At 50.9% G+C, this 20,129-nt stretch carries 22 protein-coding genes and 1 pseudogene; 20 read left to right on the top strand and 3 right to left on the bottom strand.

Translation table 11 applies throughout. From position 1 onward, the window contains the following. From NR114_RS07660 to NR114_RS07590, 15 genes and pseudogenes are all read left to right on the top strand, one after another. Nucleotides 1-300 (top strand): annotated as a pseudogene (locus NR114_RS07660) (hypothetical protein); the annotation flags it as partial. Continuing rightward, nucleotides 300-644, top strand: coding sequence for a hypothetical protein (locus NR114_RS07655; protein WP_234529133.1), 345 nt, complete (start codon nucleotides 300-302; stop codon nucleotides 642-644). The pseudogene NR114_RS07660 and the gene NR114_RS07655, both read left to right, overlap by 1 nt. Beyond that, nucleotides 641-1,183: an ATP-binding protein gene (locus tag NR114_RS07650; RefSeq protein ID WP_129940354.1), complete on the top strand. Its 543-nt coding sequence runs from the start codon at nucleotides 641-643 to the stop codon at nucleotides 1,181-1,183. The genes NR114_RS07655 and NR114_RS07650 overlap by 4 nt, the downstream gene beginning before the upstream one ends. Before the next feature lie 4 nt (nucleotides 1,184-1,187). Then, nucleotides 1,188-1,382, top strand: a complete 195-nt coding sequence (locus NR114_RS07645) for a DUF2635 domain-containing protein (RefSeq protein ID WP_129940355.1) — start codon at nucleotides 1,188-1,190, stop codon at nucleotides 1,380-1,382. Next, a complete protein-coding gene (locus NR114_RS07640) occupies nucleotides 1,379-2,884 on the top strand; it encodes a phage tail sheath subtilisin-like domain-containing protein (protein ID WP_256813824.1) in 1,506 nt (501 codons plus the stop codon). The genes NR114_RS07645 and NR114_RS07640 overlap by 4 nt, the downstream gene beginning before the upstream one ends. Before the next feature lie 9 nt (nucleotides 2,885-2,893). Next, nucleotides 2,894-3,262 (top strand): phage tail tube protein, encoded by a 369-nt coding sequence (locus tag NR114_RS07635; protein ID WP_062790459.1) that lies wholly within the window; start codon nucleotides 2,894-2,896, stop codon nucleotides 3,260-3,262. Nucleotide 3,263: 1 nt separating this feature from the next. After that, nucleotides 3,264-3,554: a phage tail assembly protein gene (locus NR114_RS07630; protein WP_129939251.1), complete on the top strand. Its 291-nt coding sequence runs from the start codon at nucleotides 3,264-3,266 to the stop codon at nucleotides 3,552-3,554. 121 nt (nucleotides 3,555-3,675) lie between these two features. After that, on the top strand, nucleotides 3,676-5,550 hold the full coding sequence (locus tag NR114_RS07625) for a hypothetical protein (protein WP_256813823.1): 1,875 nt from the start codon (nucleotides 3,676-3,678) through the stop codon (nucleotides 5,548-5,550). A 36-nt stretch (nucleotides 5,551-5,586) separates the two neighbouring features. Continuing rightward, nucleotides 5,587-6,990: a DNA circularization protein gene (locus NR114_RS07620; RefSeq protein ID WP_256813822.1), complete on the top strand. Its 1,404-nt coding sequence runs from the start codon at nucleotides 5,587-5,589 to the stop codon at nucleotides 6,988-6,990. Further along, entirely contained in the window at nucleotides 6,987-8,057 is a 1,071-nt protein-coding gene (locus NR114_RS07615; protein WP_256813821.1) for a phage baseplate assembly protein, read from the top strand. Before NR114_RS07620 ends, NR114_RS07615 begins: the two co-directional genes overlap by 4 nt. Further along, the gene (locus NR114_RS07610) at nucleotides 8,057-8,647 is read left to right on the top strand and encodes a phage baseplate assembly protein (protein ID WP_234529141.1); all 591 of its coding nucleotides are present in this window, start codon (nucleotides 8,057-8,059) and stop codon (nucleotides 8,645-8,647) included. Before NR114_RS07615 ends, NR114_RS07610 begins: the two co-directional genes overlap by 1 nt. Then, on the top strand, nucleotides 8,644-9,081 hold the full coding sequence (locus NR114_RS07605; RefSeq protein WP_256813820.1) for a phage GP46 family protein: 438 nt from the start codon (nucleotides 8,644-8,646) through the stop codon (nucleotides 9,079-9,081). Before NR114_RS07610 ends, NR114_RS07605 begins: the two co-directional genes overlap by 4 nt. 3 nt (nucleotides 9,082-9,084) lie before the next feature. Further along, a complete protein-coding gene (locus NR114_RS07600) occupies nucleotides 9,085-10,233 on the top strand; it encodes a baseplate J/gp47 family protein (protein WP_256813819.1) in 1,149 nt (382 codons plus the stop codon). Next, a complete protein-coding gene (locus tag NR114_RS07595) occupies nucleotides 10,230-10,904 on the top strand; it encodes a YmfQ family protein (RefSeq protein ID WP_256813818.1) in 675 nt (224 codons plus the stop codon). The genes NR114_RS07600 and NR114_RS07595 overlap by 4 nt, the downstream gene beginning before the upstream one ends. Before the next feature lie 616 nt (nucleotides 10,905-11,520). Next, nucleotides 11,521-11,676 carry a hypothetical protein gene (locus NR114_RS07590; RefSeq protein WP_234530698.1) on the top strand — a complete coding sequence of 52 codons (156 nt, stop codon included), beginning with the start codon at nucleotides 11,521-11,523 and terminating at the stop codon, nucleotides 11,674-11,676. Nucleotides 11,677-11,804: 128 nt separating this feature from the next. Here NR114_RS07590 and NR114_RS07585 read toward each other — a convergent pair whose 3' ends face one another. Further along, on the bottom strand, nucleotides 11,805-12,839 hold the full coding sequence (locus NR114_RS07585) for an acyltransferase (RefSeq protein ID WP_256813817.1): 1,035 nt from the start codon (nucleotides 12,837-12,839) through the stop codon (nucleotides 11,805-11,807). A gap of 94 nt (nucleotides 12,840-12,933) precedes the next feature. Here NR114_RS07585 and NR114_RS07580 point away from each other — a divergent pair, with 94 nt between their 5' ends. The 4 genes from NR114_RS07580 to umuC all read left to right on the top strand — a co-directional run bounded on the left by NR114_RS07580 (nucleotide 12,934) and on the right by umuC (nucleotide 17,676). Beyond that, nucleotides 12,934-14,847, top strand: a complete 1,914-nt coding sequence (locus NR114_RS07580; protein ID WP_256813816.1) for a GDSL-type esterase/lipase family protein — start codon at nucleotides 12,934-12,936, stop codon at nucleotides 14,845-14,847. Continuing rightward, on the top strand, nucleotides 14,844-15,560 hold the full coding sequence (locus NR114_RS07575) for a LamG-like jellyroll fold domain-containing protein (RefSeq protein WP_116690152.1): 717 nt from the start codon (nucleotides 14,844-14,846) through the stop codon (nucleotides 15,558-15,560). The genes NR114_RS07580 and NR114_RS07575 overlap by 4 nt, the downstream gene beginning before the upstream one ends. A 425-nt stretch (nucleotides 15,561-15,985) precedes the next feature. Then, complete coding sequence (gene umuD / locus NR114_RS07570) at nucleotides 15,986-16,408, top strand: translesion error-prone DNA polymerase V autoproteolytic subunit (RefSeq protein WP_060441619.1); 423 nt, start codon at nucleotides 15,986-15,988, stop codon at nucleotides 16,406-16,408. Next, on the top strand, nucleotides 16,408-17,676 hold the full coding sequence (umuC, locus tag NR114_RS07565; RefSeq protein ID WP_256824825.1) for a translesion error-prone DNA polymerase V subunit UmuC: 1,269 nt from the start codon (nucleotides 16,408-16,410) through the stop codon (nucleotides 17,674-17,676). Before umuD ends, umuC begins: the two co-directional genes overlap by 1 nt. Nucleotides 17,677-17,811: 135 nt before the next feature. Here the strand turns inward: umuC and NR114_RS07560 are convergent, their stop codons facing one another. Together NR114_RS07560 and NR114_RS07555 are read right to left on the bottom strand one after the other, a co-directional pair. Next, nucleotides 17,812-18,705 carry a dihydrodipicolinate synthase family protein gene (locus tag NR114_RS07560; RefSeq protein ID WP_256813814.1) on the bottom strand — a complete coding sequence of 298 codons (894 nt, stop codon included), beginning with the start codon at nucleotides 18,703-18,705 and terminating at the stop codon, nucleotides 17,812-17,814. Nucleotides 18,706-18,726: 21 nt separating this feature from the next. Further along, the gene (locus NR114_RS07555; protein WP_256813813.1) at nucleotides 18,727-19,422 is read right to left on the bottom strand and encodes a B3/4 domain-containing protein; all 696 of its coding nucleotides are present in this window, start codon (nucleotides 19,420-19,422) and stop codon (nucleotides 18,727-18,729) included. 43 nt (nucleotides 19,423-19,465) lie between these two features. Here NR114_RS07555 and NR114_RS07550 point away from each other — a divergent pair, with 43 nt between their 5' ends. Beyond that, nucleotides 19,466-20,068, top strand: coding sequence for a helix-turn-helix domain-containing protein (locus NR114_RS07550; RefSeq protein WP_256813812.1), 603 nt, complete (start codon nucleotides 19,466-19,468; stop codon nucleotides 20,066-20,068). Nucleotides 20,069-20,129: the final 61 nt, after the last annotated feature.

The raw sequence follows: 20,129 nt of genomic DNA, 5'->3' as shown, positions 1-20,129 counted from the left end.
GACACCGACACCGACACCGACACCGACACCGACACCGACACCGACACCGACACCGGCGATGATTCGGATGACGATGAGGACGGTGAAAAGCTGCCGGACGGCATGGTTTCAGTGGTTGTCACCAAAGGTAATACGGTGCGCCATGATGGCTGTGACTATTCAGAAAACCGGGCGTTCACGTTGCCGGTAGCGGATGCGCAGCGGCTGCTCGGTCTGGGTGTGGTTGCTGATGTTGAACAACTCCGCAAGCTGGCGTTGCTTCGCAGTGCGCCCGCAGTCACTGTGCAATCGGGGGAGTAATGGGTATCAACTGGGATCAGCATTTGCTTGCACCGTTGCACGGCGTTTTTGGTGACCCGGTTGACTACCGGCCAGCCGGCGGTGCGCCGTACACCGTCAGCGGCATTTTTGATCGTGCCTATACGCAAGAGGTCGAGCCGCTGGACAACGGCAGCACTATCAACACCACTTCTCCGGTGTTGGGAGTGCGTGATAGCGAGTTCCGGGCTCGGCCAAAGCAGGGGGATCGTGTGTTCGTCGGTATCGTCGGTGGGGTACCGGTTAATACGCTGTTTGCCGTGTCGGACGTTCAACCGGATAGCCATGGCGGGACAAAGCTTATTCTCAATAAGGTGAAAGTATGAATGCCAGAGGGATAAGGCTACTGGTCATTGAGGCGCTGAAGAATAAAACCGATGCAGGCGATCGGGTTTATTCGCCACGGGACTGGCCGACCACAGCGGACATGTACCCGGTTATTCTGGTGCAAACGCCGATCGACGTTAAGAGCTCACTTGGACGTAATGTTCCTCAGTTCAACACGGTGACGACTGTTCGCCTCACGGGGCGCCTGCAGGAGTTGGACGATGCATCGGAAGACAATGGGGCAGAGAGAGCAGAAGAGGCGCTGGAGCAGTTGCGCGAGCAGGTAGAGCGCGCGGTTATCAATAGCTATGAACTGACCCGCAAAATTCAGCAGTTTTTTCAGGTTCGCTCCACCATTGGTATTGATGCTGACGGTGAAGGGCACACAGCTCAACTGCTGATGGAACTGGACATCGAATATTACCAGGGCCCTGAAGAGTTCTATGAAATCGATACTGAACCTCTCGAGGGAATAGACGCAACGATCTCCATGCCTGATGGCACCCCCGAACCACTCGTAAAAATCGATCTGGAGTAACTCTATGTTTGTGAAACCCGCACCGGGGCGCATTGTGCGCGATCCGGTCAAGGGCACCTTTTTGCCTGAATCCGGCGAACAGGTACCCGACAATATTTTTTGGGGGCGCCGCCTGAAGGATGGCGATGTTGAAAAATTCGACCCTAAAGCGGCCGCAAAGCCAGCGACAGGGAAGAAAATCCAGGAGAATGATCAATGACCGTTCCATTTAATCGCCTTCCTTCCAATCAGCGCGCGCCATTTTTCTATGCTGAGTTTGATAACTCGATGGCCAACACGGCGACTGCGGTTCAGCGCACGCTGTTGATCGGGCAAATGCTGTCTACGGCAACTGCAACGCCAGGTATCCCGCAAAAGGTATCGTCTGATTCTGCTGTCGCCGGCATCTGTGGCAGCGGTTCAATGCTGCACAATATGATGACCGCGTACCTGGCCAATGACATTTCAGCGGAGCTCTGGATTTTGCCTCTGGCTGATGGCACCACGGGAACCACTGCAGCAACCGGGAAATTACAGGTCGTGACAGCAGCAGCCGCTACCGGCGTGCTGTCTCTCTATATTGCTGGCGTGCGTGTGCAACTGACGGTGGTCAGCACTGATGACAACCTTGCTGTGGCGGCCGCCATTGCTGCCGTGATCAACGCTCAAAGCAAATTGCCAGTCATCGCCGAGGTGGATTCCGCTGCTACCGACACAGTCAAGCTGACGGCGAAGAACAAAGGTGCGCACGGTAACAGCATCGACATTCGTCTGAATTTTCAGGGGGCAGCCGGCGGAGAAGAAACCCCTCAGGGTATGGAACTGAAAATAACGGTTATGGCAGGTGGTGCAGGTGCGCCAGCGCTGACGGACGCGCTGGGTAATCTGCAAGATCGGGCTTTCGATTTTATCGTCAACCCGTATACGGACACCACGTCACTGGATGCCGTGAAAGAGTTCCTTTCCGATGCCACCGGCCGCTGGTCTTACGCGCAACAGCTCTATGGTCATTCTTTCGGCGCGCTGGCGGGCACTTATGGTTCTCTTTCCGCTGCCGGCGAAGCGCGTAATAACCAGCATGAGACACTGCTGGGTATCAACGGTTCACCAACGCCGGCCTACCTGTGGGCCGCCGCGTTAACAGGTGCCATTGCGCCTAGTCTGCGTAATGATCCGGGCCGTCCGACACAAACCCTGACCATCAGTGGTGTTCTGGCCCCGCCGCTGGAAGAGCGTTTTATGCTGACGGAGCGTAACAATCTGCTCTACAGCGGTATCTCTACATTTACCGTGGCTGATGACGGTTCTGTACAGGTAGAAAAGACGATCACCACCTACCAGAAAAACAAGTTTGGTGACGCTGACGATAGCTATCTGAATATCGAGACGCTGTTCCTGCTGATGTTCGTGACGCGGTTCCTGCGCACTCAGATCACCTCCAAGTTCAGCCGCATGAAGCTGGCCAATGATGGAACGCGATTTGCGCCGGGTTCGGCTATTGTGACACCGAATGTGATCCGCGCAGAACTGATCGCTCAGTACCGCACGCTGGAATACAACGGGTATGTGCAGGATTCCGCGACATTCGCCAAAACCTTGCTGGTGGAGCGAAACAGCAGCAACACCAAGCGCATCGATGTGCTGTGGACAGGCACGCTGATCGACCAACTGGAAATTTTCGCACTACTCAATCAATGGCGCCGCGCGCAGACCGCAGCCTAAGGGGGATTTATGGGAGATACAACTAACCGCCTGGCCGGTACCGCTTACGTCACCATCGATGGGCTAACGGTCATGGTCGCCGGCCAGTTCAAGTACAGCCCCGGTAAAGTGGAACGGACCACGTTGACCGGGATGGATACGGTACATGGTTACAAGGAAAAACCACGGGCACCGTTCATTTCTTATCAGGCGCGTGACAGCGGCGGCACGTCGATCGCGCAAATCAACGACTCAACCAATGTTTCTGTTGTCGTTGAGCTGGCGAATGGGAAAACCATCATTGGCGAAAATATGTGGTCCGTGAATACGCAAGATGTCGATAGCGAAGAGGCGGTATTTGATGTTCGCTGGGAAGGCGGCTCGGTAACGGAGTATTGATATGGCTGTACTTGATAAAACCAAAACGATTGTGCTCTGCCAGGCGCTGACAGTGGGCGATACGCGTTATGAGCATCTGGACCTGAAAGAGCCTGCGCTGGCTGAGGTGGAGCAGTTTTATGACATTCAGCGTGCCAAGAACAGCATGGCTGCAATGAAGCTACTGATTGCCCTTAATGCGGGAGTGACTGAAAAAGCGTTGGGTGCCATGGCATTTACTGATTACCGGAAATGTGAGGATTTTCTGATGTCTTTTTTAACCTTCGATCCCTCTACGGATGGCAACAGTTAGCTGCTGAGGTGACGAAGTATTACGGATGGGGTCCACGCGATGCGTGGTCCCTGACCCGTACCCGGTTGGATTTTTGGGCTGACCAGGCCCGTCGTATCAACAAAGCGAAGGCGGGTAAGTAATGGCCAACTCATTCGATTTTGAGCTGAAGGCTAATGACGAAGCGTCGGCCGCGATATTGCGCATTGAAGAGGTGGTAAAAAACCTCAATCCGCTCCTGGATAAAACACGCGATGCCCTGGCGTTGGGTGGGCAGGATTCGAGAGATAATCTTGACGATTTGGGGAGTCGCTTTGACGTTCTGGCAAAGAATGCCCGCAGCGGTGTTCAGTTCATTGGTGATATGGTTCCACCACTGAAAATGGTGGGAGGGCTAACGCTGGGCTTGGGTGGCGCAGCGGCGGTTGTCAATGTCGTCAAAAACAATCTTACCAACTTTGCCAACACCGGTTACCGCATCGATAACATCGCGAAAAACGTCAATATGACGGCTGATGCTTTCCAAGAACTAACCGGAGCCATGATTGAGAACGGCAGCGCCCGTGAGGCAGCAGAGGGCTCTATAGGCGATTTGTTCGAGAAAGCGAACGATGCCGCACATGGTCGGAATGACGGGTTTTTGGCACTGCTGAAGCAACGCGGAGTGGGAATTAGTCTAACCAAGGATGGGCTGGCGGATGTTGGCAAGCTGGTTAACGATCTCAACCGCTCTATGCAGTCTCTGCCTGCAGGCCAACAGGCTCTTTTTGCCAATAAGCTAGGACTTTCACCTGAACTGCTCAGCTATTTGCGCAACACCACCAGTGAGGTGCAACGCCTGAAGGATCAGGCTCGCCGTGATGGCCTTATTTTTAGCGATAAGGACCTGCAGAACGCCCTGGCATTTAAACAGCAACTGAACCAGATCGGCGCAGCCTATGACGGGATGCTGTTGAAGGGGCAGGCCTGGCTGGGGCAATCTGAGACGCTGGCTGCGTCTGTGGACCAAATAAAGCAGGTTATGTCTAACGGCCTCGACAGCACGACGGTCGGCTCCATCCTGACGTTTAACCGTGGAGGAAAGCAGGCCGATATCATCCGTAATGCGCAGGGCGATGATAAATTTAAAGACACGCTTTCATGGAAAGAAAAGCTGGATTTAAAACTGGGTTATGCATCGGAAGATCTGATCAAAAAGCTCGACGGGTATTACAAGCCGGTTTGGCGCGCGGATCGGTTGAAAGGAGATTTGGATAAAATTTCTGGTATGCCGGGGCCCGGAAATGGGGTTTCTACGCCGTATGGCCAGCCTGGGAATAATGCGCTGGGTTTGCGGAATAACAACCCCGGTAACTTGCGAGCGGCCCCCAATGCCACGGGAAGAAATGGCGGGTTTGTCACCTTTGAAACCCCCGAGGATGGGTTGGCTGCACTATCACGCCAACTGATGTTATTCGGCGACCGTGGCAAAAATAAGCTAAATAGCATGATCCCAACCTATGCGCCTTCAAGTGAAAACAATACCCAGGCATATATTGAGGCTGTGGCAAAACAGACGGGCTTTAACCCATCTGAACTGCTGGACCTGCATTCTCCTGGGGTGCTGGAAAAGCTTATTCCCGCCATCATCAAGCATGAAAATGGTGCTCAGCCGTACACAGCAGACGAGATATCGAAAGGGATCAATGATTCTGTGAATGATGTGCGCTGGAGTGGTTTACGAGACCAGAACAATTTATTTAACCAGCGTCAGTCAGGTGTTTTCGAACAGGGTGATTCTACGGTACCGCTAACGGCCCAATCACCAAAGGCATCTGAAACGCAAGTCTCACTATTCACCCCTAAAACTGATGGTGAAGCAGCGATGGGCCAGATCACCGAGGCCATGTCGAAGGCGATGGACGAGAATAAGTTCCAGTTGGAAATTACCCTGGTGAATCCTCAGACCGGGGAACGCCGAAAAGTGCAAACGGATGGTGGAGGGCGTGTAGCGCTTTCCATGCAATCATTAAGTTAAACCCGCCTCGGCGGGTTTTTTATTTCAGGAGGGATGATGGCTCTGATCACTGATGCGCTTTCTTCACTATTGGGCAGTGGCGAGAGTTGGGACTGGTTTGAGCATATTCACCCTGCGTCGTTTCGTGGCGTACCTTTTGCTGTTGTCAGCGCAGAAGGGGTGTTTGGCCGCCGGCAGGCGGTGCATGAATATCCCTACCGCAACACCGCCTGGGTGGAAGATCTGGGCCGCGGCACTCGAAAAATGACCATTCGCGGTTTCATTGTGCATAACAGCCTGGCGTATGACGCGCCTGATGTTATCACTCAGCGTAATTCGCTGGTGGCCGCCTGTGAAATGGAGGGGGCTGGTACGCTGATCCATCCTACGCTGGGGGAACTCACGGTTAGCGTTCCTGATGGTGGTCTGCGCGTGCTGGAAAGTGTAGATAACGGGCGATCGTTTGAATTCACACTCACCCTCATTGAGTCCGGTCTAAAGGTTTTCGCCATTACCGGCAGCACACAGGCTTCTTCCCTGGTTCAAACCAATTGGCTACGCACCGGCTTGATGGCCGCCACCAAATTTATCGCAACGGTGAAGGGCGAGATCCGGAGTGTCACCCAAACCATCAAGACGCTACGAAACACGGCAGCGTTTTGGGGAAACATGGTGAAAGGCACGGCCAACGAAGTGACGAACCTCAGCAACGTCCTGAAATCCACCTTCGGCAGCGCCCGCTATGGCAGGTATAGCAAAGGGAGTGTGGGCGGTGGGGTGTCCGGTTCTACCGGTGCGATTAACCGATCAGACGATACGGCGGATTACGCTGGGCTGGTTCATCAAAAAATGGCTGAGGCGGTGACTGGCCGTGCAACGTTGCTGACCCTCACGGCCACCTTCGAGAGTGTGGTCGCAGTAGATGACTTTCCTGTCGATGCGAGGGCGATCATTGATGAGGTGATAACGGTAAGTGGCAGCGTTGAGGAAAAGATCCGCATGCTGGAAACCTTGTCCTCATACCGAAATGCGACGTTTTACGCGACGGATGCAGAAAATGCCATTGCTCAAAGTGCCACGATCCTACTTTGCGTTTTATCCGCTGGCGTCCTGGCTGTGGTTGCTGCCGACTATGAGCCTTCAAGCTATGACGATGCCATTTTGATGTTAAACCGCGTCTGCGACACGCTGGATGACGTTTTACTGATGGCAGCTGATGCCGGCGACGATGACGACTATCTCAATTTGCTGGAAACGCGAAACGCCCTCGTCAATGCGTACGGGCAGAAGGGCGCGGAACTGAGCTCGCTTACTCAAGTTGTTCTGTCTGCGTCATTGCCGGCGTTGACGCTGGCTAATCGCCTTTACCAGGATGCCGCGCGCGGTGACGAGCTGGTGCAGTCAGTTCAGCCGCGCCATCCAGCCTTTATGCCGACAAAATTCAGGGCGCTGAGAAAATGAAAGATGAACTGATATTGAAGGTAGACAACAAAATCATTCAGGGCTGGGATGAGGTAAGGGTAACGCGCGGCATTGAACGTTTACCCTCTGATTTCGATTTGTCTCTGATGGATTACTACCCAGGTACAGACGAGAAACAACTCGTTAAAAAGGGAGACGCGTGCCAGGTCATGCTGGGTAACGACCTGGTGATAACGGGATACATCGATCGCTGGTCTCCGACGCTTTCGAAATCACGCCATGAGGTCAGGGCAAGCGGGCGAAACAAATGCCAGGACCTGGTGGACTGTTCAGCAGAATGGCCCAATAACGTCATCAGCCAGGCTAACGCGCTGCAAATAGCTCAGCGCCTGGCGACGCCCTACGGCATAAAGGTTGCCTCTGACGTGACCGATCTGGTGACGGTGCCGCAATTCACGTTGAACTGGGGCGAGTCGTCGCAAGAAATTATCGACAGGATCTGCCGTTGGGCGGCATTGCTCTATTTTGATACGCCCGATGGTGATCTGCGTTTGACCCGGGTGGGTACTCGCAAGGCTGCCAGCGGTGTGGCTCAAGGTGAGAACATTGAAACGGCGTCATTGATGGACTCGATGGACGAGCGATTTTCCGATTATGTCGGCGTATCGATGTCGATGACGCCCGCGATGGAACTGTCACCTGACAGTGGGTATTCAGCGGTTGCACTGGCAAAAGCGCAAGACCCTGAGGCGGCAAAAATGCGGTATCGCAACCGCATAATCATTGTTGAAAGCACGATGAACTCTCATAGCCAGGCGCAAAGCTGCATCGACTGGGAAATGAACCGACGTTATGGCCGGTCAAGGCAACTGCAGGTGACGGTAGATAGCTGGCGTGACAAAGACGGCAAGCTGTGGGAACCCAATACCCTCATCCCCATCAAGATCCCTACGTTCGGACTCCCGGATGAGCTGTGGCTCCTCTCTGAAGTGACCTTTATTCGAAATGGTTGGGAGGGGACAATGGCGCGGATGGTGCTCATGCCTCCCGAGGCTTTCGCGGTGCAACCTTACCAATTTTACAGCCAGGTGCAGGAGCTTAATTGATGAGTGGCGATATTTTGAGGCAACTCGGCCGGCGCGTGTCCATGATGCTCGGCATTGGCCGGATCACCGCACACAGCGACGCTGGCGGCATACAAAAGCTTCAGTATCAGACGCCGCTGGAGGTGCGTGGCGAAACACCGCGTATGGCTGAATTTGGCTTTTCTTCAGGTCTGCCGGTGGGCACTGATGTTGTGCTCGCCTATTTGGGGGGGGATCGCTCCAGCGCTGTGATAGTGGCCAGCAACAACCAGCAATACCGGCAATCTGGTTTAAAGCCCGGCGAATCGGTCATTTATAACCAGTGGGGCATGTTTATAAAACTGACTGAGAACGGCATTGAAGTTGAAGCCAAAGGCCAGCCGGTGACGGTCAGCAACGCAACAACGGTAACGGTCACAGCAACAGAGAAAATTCGGCTTGATACGCCACGCCTTGAGGTGACAGGTGACGTCATTGACAACTGCGACAGCAATGTAGCCACGCTGAAACAACTGCGTGATGGGCATAATGATCATGACCACATCGTGAAAAACGTGCAGAGCGGCAACGATGAGAAAACCAGCGAGAAACCCAGGGAGCCTGTTGAATGAGTGATATCAGTTCTTTCTGGGACGTCGAACGCCTGGCGGCTGATTGGCGAGAAGGGCGCGGCGATTTGGTCAGCGGCGACGACCTGCAGACCGCAATCATTATCAGCCTGTTTACCGATCGGGTGGCACGCGATGATGACGATATTGATGGTGATGATCGGCGGGGTTGGTGGGGGGATGCCGACGAGGAAAATGATATTGGTTCCCGCCTGTGGTTGCTGCGACGGCAGAAACTGACTCAGGCAGTCGCGCAAAAGGCTGAAGATTACTCCCGGGAGGCGCTGCAATGGTTGGTGACTGATGGTGTGGTGTCGTCGTTTTCTGTCGCGACTCAGATCGTTTATCCCCGCCGTCTGAACATGGTGATCCGCTATCAAAGGCCGGGGAATAGTAACGATACGGATATGCGATTTTTTTGGGTTTGGGAGCAATAAATTATGCCATTCAAGCGGCCTACATTAACCGAGCTGCGTGAGAAGAGCCGCACACAGCTTCAATCAGAGCTCAGAAAAACTGGCGCGTTATTGCGTTATTCCAATATGCGCGTGCTGGCCGACGCCGATGCCGGCCTGGCTCATTTGCATTACGGCTATCTGGATTACATCGCGCTGCAGGCGACACCTTTTAATTCCACCGATGAATGGCTGGCGGGATGGGCAGGCCTGAAAAGTGTTTACCAGAACGCCGCCAATCCGGCGTCAACACCATCCTATCAATTCAGTGGGACGGCAGGGGCACCCGTTGGCAAAGGGGTTGTATTGCGCCGTGGTGATGGTTATCGCTACAGCCTTGTTGATGCCGTGAAGATCGGTGCTGATGGTACCGCTCATGGGAAACTTATCGCTATCCTGCCTGATATTATTGATGCGCCGAATGGGGGAGGAATTGACGGCAATGCTGATGCCGGTACTTCTTTGACACTCGATATCTCATTACCTGGTGTTGATGCCAGCGGTGTAATGATTGAACCCGCGACCGGTGGCGCTGATATTGAAACGCAGGAAAGTTTGCGCGCCCGCATGCTGTTGGCATACCAAAGCCCGCCGCAGGGCGGCAGTGATACGGATTATAAGCAATGGGCGTTGGCGGTGCCTGGCGTTACACGTTGTTGGCCCAAGAGGCGGTTGATGGGGGCAGGCAGCGTTGGGGTGTACATCATGTGTGACGGCAACGATGAAACCAACCACGGCTTTCCTGTTGGGACTGACGGCATATCACAGTTGGATGACTGGGGAGCGCAAAAGGCAACAGGTGATCAAGGTCGGGTGGCTGACTACATATACCCACTGGCGCCAGTGACTGCCCTGGTGTATGTCTGCTCCCCTGTGGCCAAGACGATTAATTTTGAGATCAGCGGTATCAGCCATGTTGGCAGCGATATTACTGCTGCAATCGATGCGGCCATTGATAACGTGTTCTTTGAGGGGGGAACGCCGGAAGGAAACGGAAAGATTTTTCTCTCTGACTTGAACAGGGCGATCGGGGATATTGATGGTACCGCTGGTTTTATCCTGGTATCGCCTGCGGCGAATATTGAACTTGGCGTGGGAGAACTGCCGGTGCGCGGTGAGGTGAACTATACATGAGCCAATTTACCGCAGAGAATTATCAGCAGGCTTTGCAGGCACTCATTCCAACCGGGTTGGCGTGGCCACGGGATCAGAACAGCATTCAGGCCGCCGTTATTCGTGCGTTGTCTATCAGCTTTCAGCGCAGTGACACTGATGCAATCGCATTGTTGGTCGGTGCATTTCCAGAAACGGCGACAATTATGCTCACCGAATGGGAAAAAACGCTTGGATTACCTGATGACTGTTCTATCGGAGAGGTTGATACCATTGCCAAGCGTCAGGCCGCTGTAGTATCGAAATTCATCAGCACAGGCGGCCAATCTCGCTCCTATTTCATCGGTATAGCCAATGCGCTGGGTTATAACATCACCATTAAAGAGTATCGTGAAGCCCGCGCAGGCTTGTCCGTTTGTGGCGATGGGCTGAATGGGGATGAATGGCCTTTTGTCTGGCTTGTTGAAGCGGAAGACACAACCATTACGTATGCACGATGTGGAATGTCGTACTGTGGTGATCCTTTGGCCTCCTGGGGTAACAGGCAGCTTGAATGTAGAATAAGTGCACTGGCTCCATCTCACACGCTGGTAAAATTTGGATATATCTTCTTTGGATTTAACGACGAAGGCGTTTATGACGTAACGCCTGAGTTTGCAAACATATTCGATACCGCCTCCGGATACCTTTAATTCAATTCTACATTCACTTTATCGTTCAATGAGCGAGGATAAGACATGCAAAAAGTTGGAAGTGTAACTGAAACTGCCGATCAGAACGGCGAGTTTACTAATGGTAATGTTGCACAGGGGGTTCCCCCTACAATATTAAAAGCCGAGATATTCAACACCTGGCAACGCGAATTAGTGGGTGTGGTCGAAAACTCGGGTATTTCTCTAGATCCTGCTAATGATGGTCAGTTGCTCTTAGCAATTAAGAGAATCATTCAGCAGGTTGGCAATAAACAAGCCCGGTTTGAAATGTCGGGTAATTTCATCGTGCCAGCCGGGATCACAACTGTGTATATCACGGCGTGCGCTGGTGGTGGCGGCGGTGGCGGCGGTGGTGGGTGTATAGCCGGTGGTTATGGCGGTTCTGGCGGTGGCGGAGGTGCGGGATATTCAGTGGTTAAAAAAGCGATTACGGTAACACCAGGAGCAACATACGCGGTGACTATAGGCGCTGCGGGGCAAGGTGGAATCGGTGGTACAAACTCAGGTACAGATGGGCAAAGTGGTACCGCAGGATCGGCAACCTCGTTTGGGACATTGTTAAATCTCGCCGGTGGTTCAGGCGGTCGATTTGGTAATGGATCTATTGCTGCTGGCGCAGGTGGTCAGGGGGGAATACCTGGCGGTGGTGATGGTGCAGATAGCGCTGGAGTTGGCGGTGGAACTGGAGGGATGGGAGGCGGAGGGCCACTGGGGACCGCTGGTGGTAGCGGTCGAGCAGGCAATACTGTAGGTTTGGATGCAAGTTCAGGGTATGGTTTTGGCACTGGAGGTGGCGGTGCCGGCGGAGGGTACAATTTAGCCGCTAACGGTGGGAAAGGTAGTTCCGGCACACCGGGGTTGATGCTAATTGAATGGTAATTAAGTAAACCATTTCATATAAGGTATTCTCCTAATCACATCAATAATAAGTGTACATGCCGTTAATGTGATAAATGCATTTAACGGTATATTTATCCACTTAGATATATTGAATTCTGAGGTCGCTGTTATTGTTAAGGATAACACAATTATATGTAAACAATAAATCCCAAGTGAGTTTTTGGCAATGATTGCAGATGCTTTATTATTTTTAATGTTTAATAGCAACATGAATAGACTAACACTATAAGTTAGCGTTAGAGGCGAGTTTAGGCCGCGAAATACCTCGCTTATTTCAAATGGAGTGCCGCTTGGTGACATTCTGATTGAGTCCCAATATGTTAGGGCTAGCATTAAAATTATGCTAATAAAAACAACTAATGCATGGGGGGCTTTTATTTTAAATAATGGTTTTTTGATATCTCGTAAGTAAGCGCCTAAGAAAAACCAACCGGACATTCCATAGAAAATATGTAGGTTATAAATATCTATTATGTTGTTTTTTGATTCAGAGACGCCCATCATTGTTGGATATAGAAAATTAGTTATTAACCATAATCCTAAAAAACACAATTTTTCTGCATGTGATGAATTGTTGTAAAATGGTATTAAAACTATGGCGGAAAGATAAACTCCTATCATCGAGTACAAAAACCAAAGGTGATAGTAAATCGGGAAGGTTACAAGTTGCTTGGAGAAATTCACTACAGACTTATAATCATCTTGCTTCCATATATAATAAATAATAGACCATGCTATTAATGGAAGAACTGCTCTTGGTAGTCTTCTGGTTAAAAATATTAATGGCGTGTAATTTTTATTAATGAGTAGAACGCCAGAAATCATAAAGAAAAACGGGACTGCGAATCTAGGGATTACACCATAGAAATTATTAGCCCACCACTCCGTTGGTGAGGAAATTATTGATGCGTGTATTAATATTACGGCAAAGCAGGCTAGTGCTCTCATGTTAATAAGAGCTGATGAAAGTCTGTTTTCAAAATTCATATCGTTGTTGTTATTTATATTATTCATTTTCATTTCTTAAATATTTGGCTTGTTGAATGATAGCTATACAGAGCTATTTGTCAATCTTATATATACAACTATCTCATTGATAGGAATTAATATGGCTCAAAGATACAATACCGGGAACCCTCGTTCTTCAAACAGCATGAAGGATGTGAACGATAACGCAATAGCGTTTGACGAGTACATCAACGGTGAAGGTGATGAAGCATATGATAGGTTTGAAAAGCCATTTCCGACGGTACGCAGAGCTGTTGCCGATCGGATAAATGAGATAACTGGAGCCAGTAGGGATGCTGAAGAGTATGCGAAGGATGCAAAGGTGTCGGCTGATAACGCTCAGAATATCGCTGATGCAAATACGTACTACACCACGCCAGAAGACCCAGACGGAACGATCGCCGGTTTAGCGGGCACACCTGATGGTAAGTCATTTCGTGTTGCCATTCAGGATGCAACGCTGTCCGTCGTTGCCTTCAATTACTACCTAAATAAAGGCGGTATCGCGGAGTTCATCACCTCATATCCGAATAAGCGTTATATCGATATGGTGAATGCCCTTGCTGATTCTACAGACAGGCGCACTCGGGGATTGTTGACATTAAAACGTAGAAAAAAACCTGTTGATTTTGTTAGCCGTCAGGGTGCAAGCATGTTTTCAATCAATGAGAACAGTGAAAAGGAGATGCCTGGTAAAACCTTCTCAGATTATATGAATATTCTGCGGGAGCTTATTATCGGACCATCGGCATTGCGTCGTGCCCGTCCTGGCTATCTTTTCAATATTGTTGCTGGTGGCTTCCGACTACTAGCTGTTCGTGATGATGGTACTGGTACTGTGGAGTATCGAGGTATCCCATTAGAAAACCATATTGGACTCTTGCAAAATACGCTTGGTGGCTTTGGCGACTCATTGTCCGATAACGGGCGAAATCCTCCAGTAGATGCAGGTAAACCGCGAGGATGGACGTTTAACGCACGTTCATGGCAGGTGTGGGCATCCTTATTTAGCGATGGGAGAATAAAATACATTGGACAATGGGCAACGGGGGGGTACACAACTGATGACATGATCCGATATCATTTAAAATCAGCAATCGCTGCAAGACCGAGGTTCATTACTTTTCTCGGCGGGCGTAATGATGTCATACAGACAAACAGCGATGGAAGTTTTAAATTCTCACTATCAGTAATAAAAAACAACATAAAATATATTTTAACTGAGTTCCGAAAAAACGGAATTATCCCGGTTGTTTGCTCTATGGCAGCTCAGAATAATTCTGTTCCAGCGTTAAAAAATCGAGAAAACGCAATTAATGCCTTTTTACGGGCATATGCGAACAAACAGGGATTGCCATTTGTTGATATGCGAGCAGTGACTGTAGATCCGGTTACCGATGGGTGGAAGGAGGGATATAACGGTAAATTACCGGATGGGGGACCAGACCCCTCGCATCCGGCACCGCTGGGCGCATTCCATATGGGCAAAGCGTTAGAAGAAGCATTGGCACCATTCACCATGCCAGTTTATCCGCAACTTGCGATCGCAAACCCCGTCACAGAGGGGGGAGCAAACGCGATTGTTAATCCTCTTTTCCTAGATACAGTTTCTGGTATACCGACCGGATGGACGGTAGTCGGTGGGGGCGTTTCGATCGCGACTGACCCGGCAGTAGTTGGAAATGTTCTGGTTGTGACAGGAATTGGCGCAACGGTTCCCCGAGTTTCGCAGATTGTGACTGTCATTCCTGGTGAAACGCGCACATTTAGCTTCAGGGTAAAAACAGACGTCACAATTGATAACTCAACGGCATGTTACTGCGAGGCAAATGATGCCTTTAAGACAAATATTGCTGGTATCAGAACGTGGAGGCAATCAACAGATGGATTTATGACATTCAACTATGACGTCATTATTCCTGCTGACGTGACTGAGGTTAACGTAATTATTGCGGCTAATGCTGGGCAAATTTGTGTGGGTCAAATTGGGCTGATAAAGGTGGAAGATATATGATTATTATTTGTGATGGTGTTATCAACGCCGGTGATTTGGAACTGGCTGAGCCGGAAATGATGCTGAATGATGACTCCAGCCTGGCGACTTATAGCATGCAAGACAAATATGATTCAAGCGGCAATGCTCGCGACCTGGTGACTGATAACGAATTTACAACCTTAGGGATGAAAACAATTGCAGACTCAGCGCATGGTGCAAACACTGGCATCATAGAAACAGATGAGATGACATTTGCGTTGTGCATTAATATGAGTTCGCCGACAGTATCAGGGCGTATATTCTCTAATTTCTACCCAGGTGTAGCCCCATTCTCTGGCATCCAGCTACGTATTGAACCTAACGGCGCACTGATTTTGCAGATTGCGACCGGCGATACAAACAATGGACAGACAGGAACCATTTCTGTGACATCTGTTGAGCATGGTGGTGCTGTTGGAGGCTGGACTCGCTTCACCGTCACAGTGTCAAATACAGAGGCTTCAATCACTCGATCGGGTGGTGAACGCAGGTCAACGCCGATTACTAAACGGAATAAATCGACAAGGCCGCTCATGTTTAACGGTTCACCAAGTGCTGAGCAGAATATGGGGCTACCAGGGTTAATAGGTTGTGCCGCAGTTTATGGCAGTGTTCTGACAGCAGAAAAGCAGGCGGAAAAGCGTGATGATTTGAAAACGGTCATGTCTCTTCGTGGTCAGTTCGTTAACTGAATGTCAACTAGGCGGAGCTATCTCCGCCTTCTCCAATCCCATTCTGCATGAGCCCAGATAGCAAGCATCGCGCAGCTCGAGATGAACATGACATCAGGCCAGCGCGTAAAGTCAGTGATAATGGAAGTTGCGGAAATCAGAGCTGCGATCCGTGTCAGCGTTTTGATGGGCATTTGAGGGCCAAGGCAAGGGGATTAGTCCTATATGTTGAGGCCGCCGCTAAAACGCTTCAAATTGGTTTTATAGATCAATTACTGAGTATCGATCGTCCAAAACGATCGCAAAGCTAACCATCACGCAAAAACATTTACAGGAACTATCTTTCTTTACCGATCAATATCCTACCATTCCAAGAGTTTTCCGAACTTTCCCCCCCTAAAAATTTGCGCTTATACTGTATAAAAACACAGTAACAAGGCAACATTATGACTTTCTTTTATCCAACACCAAACCCAACCAAACTAGAGATCCCGCTGTTTTCCGATAAAGTACCTGCGGGCTTTCCCAGTCCTGCAGCTGATTACGTCAGTTCACGTATCGACTTAAACGAGTACTGCATCAGTCACCCTAACGCGACCTATTTCCTCTATGCGACCGGCGACTCGATGCTGGAAGCGGGCATCACGGAGGGTTCTATGCTCGTTGTCGATCGCAGTATCAACCCTGCCCATGGCGATATCGTCATTGCCAGTATCGCCGGTGAGTTCACTGTGAAACGCCTTTGCTTGCATCCGCGCGCGCAGTTGGAGCCTATGAACCCGAAGTATGAGCCGATCTCACTCCATGACGGCGGCGACGATCTGGAGGTGATGGGCGTCGTAGTGTCTTCGATAACGAGGCTTAAGTAATGTATGCGCTCGCCGATGTGAATAGCTTTTACGCGAGCTGCGAAACATTGTGGCGTCCAGACCTGCGCGGCCGGCCCGTTGTCGTTCTATCGAATAATGATGGTTGCGTGGTGGCCAGGAGTAAAGAGGCGAAGGCTCTGGGCCTGAAAATGGGGGAACCCTATTTCAAAATTAAGCGCGAATTTGAGAGCGTCGGGGGGATAGCGTTCAGCAGCAATTATGAACTCTATGCTGATATGTCACAGCGAGTAATGGCCGTTTTAGAAGAGATGGCGCCGCGTGTTGAGATTTACTCTATTGATGAGAGTTTTATGGATCTGACAGGCGTCCGTAACTGTATCGACCTTGAAACCTTCGGTCGCCAGGTGAGGGCTAAAGTGTTGCGCAATACTGGGCTAACTGTCGGTGTTGGCATTGCCCAAACCAAGACACTGGCGAAGCTGGCGAACTTTGCGGCGAAGAAGTGGGACAAGACTGGCGGGGTTGTGGATTTGTCCAATGAAGGGCGCCAGCGCAAACTTATGGACTTACTGCCAGTGAATGAGGTTTGGGGTATCGGCCGGCGGATATCGAAAAAGCTAAACATGATGGGTATCGAAACCGCGCTGCAATTGGCAGATGCCAGCACTACGATGATCCGCAAACACTTTAGCGTTGTGATAGAGCGGACTGTGCGGGAGCTACGCGGTCAGCCTTGCCTAGAGCTTGAAGAATTCGCGCCGACGAAGCAGCAGATCATTTGCAGCCGCAGCTTTGGAGATCGCATCACTGAATATGACCAAATGCATCAGGCAATCTGCATGTATGCGACACGTGCAGCGGAGAAATTACGAGAAGAACGTCAGTTTTGCCGGCATGTTAGTGCCTGGCTTAAAACCAGTCCGTTCTCTATCAATGAGGAATACTACGGCAACACGGCCAGTATAAAACTGAGCACGCCGACACAGGATACCCGAGACATTATTGCCGCCGCGATGCGCTGTCTTGACGCGATTTGGCAACCCGGTCATCGGTATCAGAAAGGTGGGGTGATGCTGCAGGACTTTTTCAGCCAGGGAGTGGCGCAGCTTGGGCTGTTCGATGAATATCAGCCACGGAAGAACAGTGAGCAACTGATGGGTGTTCTTGACCGCATCAATAACTCGGGGAGGGCCCAGCTATGGTTTGCTGGGCAAGGGGCACACCAGTCATGGTCGATGAAGCGCGAGCTACTATCACCAGCATACACAACACGGCTAAGTGATCTTCCACGCGCTCGGGTGTACTAAACTAGTGACAAAATTTCACCTGGCAGTCAGTTTTGAGCGAAAAGCGAACCTAGAGATGTTGCTTCAATATACGATAAGTATTGAACTCCTGACAGGTTTCGAAAGGACTGGCAGACTGCCAATCCGGCGGGTAGATTATTTCAGCTCCAGCATGCTTATCACACTGGCAATATCCGCGATACCACTTGCTGACAACGGTTGCAGAGGTCGAGGTAGGCAATCCGTGTCGGCAAGCCCAAGCACGCCAGCGGCAGCGGCAATAACGCGAATACTTCCGCCATATTTACGGAACAGTGCCCACAATGGCTCAAGGCGTGCTGTAAGGGTAGTAACTCGTTCATGATCGCTCGCCGCCGCTGCGTCAGTGATTTGTTTCGCCATCTCAGGGAACAGACCTCCACACACGGAATACCAGACTTCACAGCCAGCGTTTAATCCCAGCCCGGCATAAGCATCTCCACTAATACCGATAGTTACGCCAGGGCGCAGATGTTGACGTAACGCATCCACTCGCTCGGTTGCTGCAGCCGGGCTATCCGGAACGCCGGGGATCTTAACCGAGCAAATACCCTCAAGTGATGAGAGACGTCCGTGAAGTTCATCCGTAAAGGTAAAATGCGTAGTGCCCGGATTATCATAGATGCACACCGGTACAGACACATACTGGGTAACGGTCTCAAAAAGTGAGAAGACTTCTTCGTCACAGAGTGGCTGGTAGCTGAGCGCCGGGAGTAACAGAGCATTAGCGCCAGCTGCCTGTGCATCATCTGCCAGATGCAGAATGGCATCGGTACTGACCGACCCGACACACACCATAACAGGGATATTCCCGGCATGCTGTTTTGCCAGAATTGCTACGCGCTTGCGCTGCTCCCGGGTCAGATAGGCATAGCTTCCGGTTGACCCCAGGATGCCCATAGAATCAACCCGAGCTTCTGTAAGGCGGGAAAGAATATGGCTGAAACCCTTTTCATCCACGCCGCTGGCGGTGACCGGGGTTAATGGGAACGCCGACAAGCCGGTAAACATAAATGTTTCTCCTAAATGATATTACTGGTGCTGTTCTTCTATGAGAGCAATTTCAACACACAGACCAGGCATCATTCTTTCCAGACCGTCAGTCAGCATGTTTCCGGCTTCGTGAAGCTTCGCCAGTGGCATCTGTGGCAGGCTCTCCAGAATAAACCACATATGTTGAGCTTCCACGCTTAAGCGAGTTCTGATCCCCTGTCGCCAGTTCCATCGGCGACAGGTTACGCCTGAATCGTCGCGCCAGATCACTTCGTATTGTGAAGGATACTCAACGGTGGTTTCCCCCTCTTTTACGGTATCGAAAGGCTCAGTGCCCTCTGCAATGACCAGACGTGGGGAACCCTTATAGGCAGCAATATTTTCGCCGCCCACCGGAATGGCATAGCGAAGACTAACGGCGTTATAAAGATCAACGATGGGATCGAGCGCGGGCATCGTACCGTCACGTAATACGCGCTTACGTAACGCATCAGCTGAACAAGGGGTGCGTTTGGGTTTGGCACCAAACTTTTGGAAAACCTCAGCCCACGCGGCCAGATGAGACTCCGCCCATTCAGACTCACCGGCCAGAACCGCTGCACACGCCTCTCGCAGCGCCGTTTCCCCAATATCAGGGTTCTGCAATGGGGCAGCTTTTACGTAGATACTGAGTGCCCGAAAGCCGGGAGCAATGCGATAAATTTCAGGGGCAATTGACGGAGATACTGTTAACACGTGATAATCCTGTAATGACCAATTTATCCCATGATAATGACCAATGACTAAAAAAGTCAATTTAATGACCGAAGCGGGTTCTATCGTCAGCACCGTGAATGAAGCAGTATCTCAGCGAATTAAGCTGTATCGTAAACAAAGGAAAATATCCCTCGATGAACTCTCCCGTCGGGCAGGCGTCAGCAAGGGCGCGCTGGTTGAGATTGAGGGATGCCGTGCGAATCCAAGCATTGCCCTGTTATGCCGCCTAGCTGCCGCAATGGGTGTTTCGGTGGCTGATTTTGTGGATGTTAGCTCCAAACCTACAGTACATCTCATTACTGAAGATGAGATCCCAGAATTGTGGGAGGGTGAAAAAGGCGGGAGGGCAAGGTTGCTTGCAGGGTCGGGTGGCCCCGATATGACTGAGCTCTGGATGTGGGAAATGCAGCCGGGCGAAAAGTTTGCTTCACCTGGCCACACGGAAGGGACGCTTGAACTGTTTTATGTTCAGACGGGCAAGCTCACATTGGGTGTGCAGGACCATCTGTATCGGGTAAAGACCGGCTGTTCGGCTACGGCCAGAACGGACGTTCCTCATTTCTATGAAAACCGGGAGGATGACCCATTGGTGTTCATCATGACAGTCCATGAGAAAGCATCCTAAGTACGGACCAATATAGAAACCAGCCCTTACCAATATGGCTTGTCTCATCACAAGTAGGTGC

It is taken from the genome of Serratia sp. Ser99, from assembly GCF_024519545.1.
In the GTDB taxonomy this organism is placed as follows: Bacteria; Pseudomonadota; Gammaproteobacteria; order Enterobacterales; family Enterobacteriaceae; genus Serratia; species Serratia liquefaciens.
This window is presented reverse-complemented; position numbering and strand designations above follow the sequence as displayed.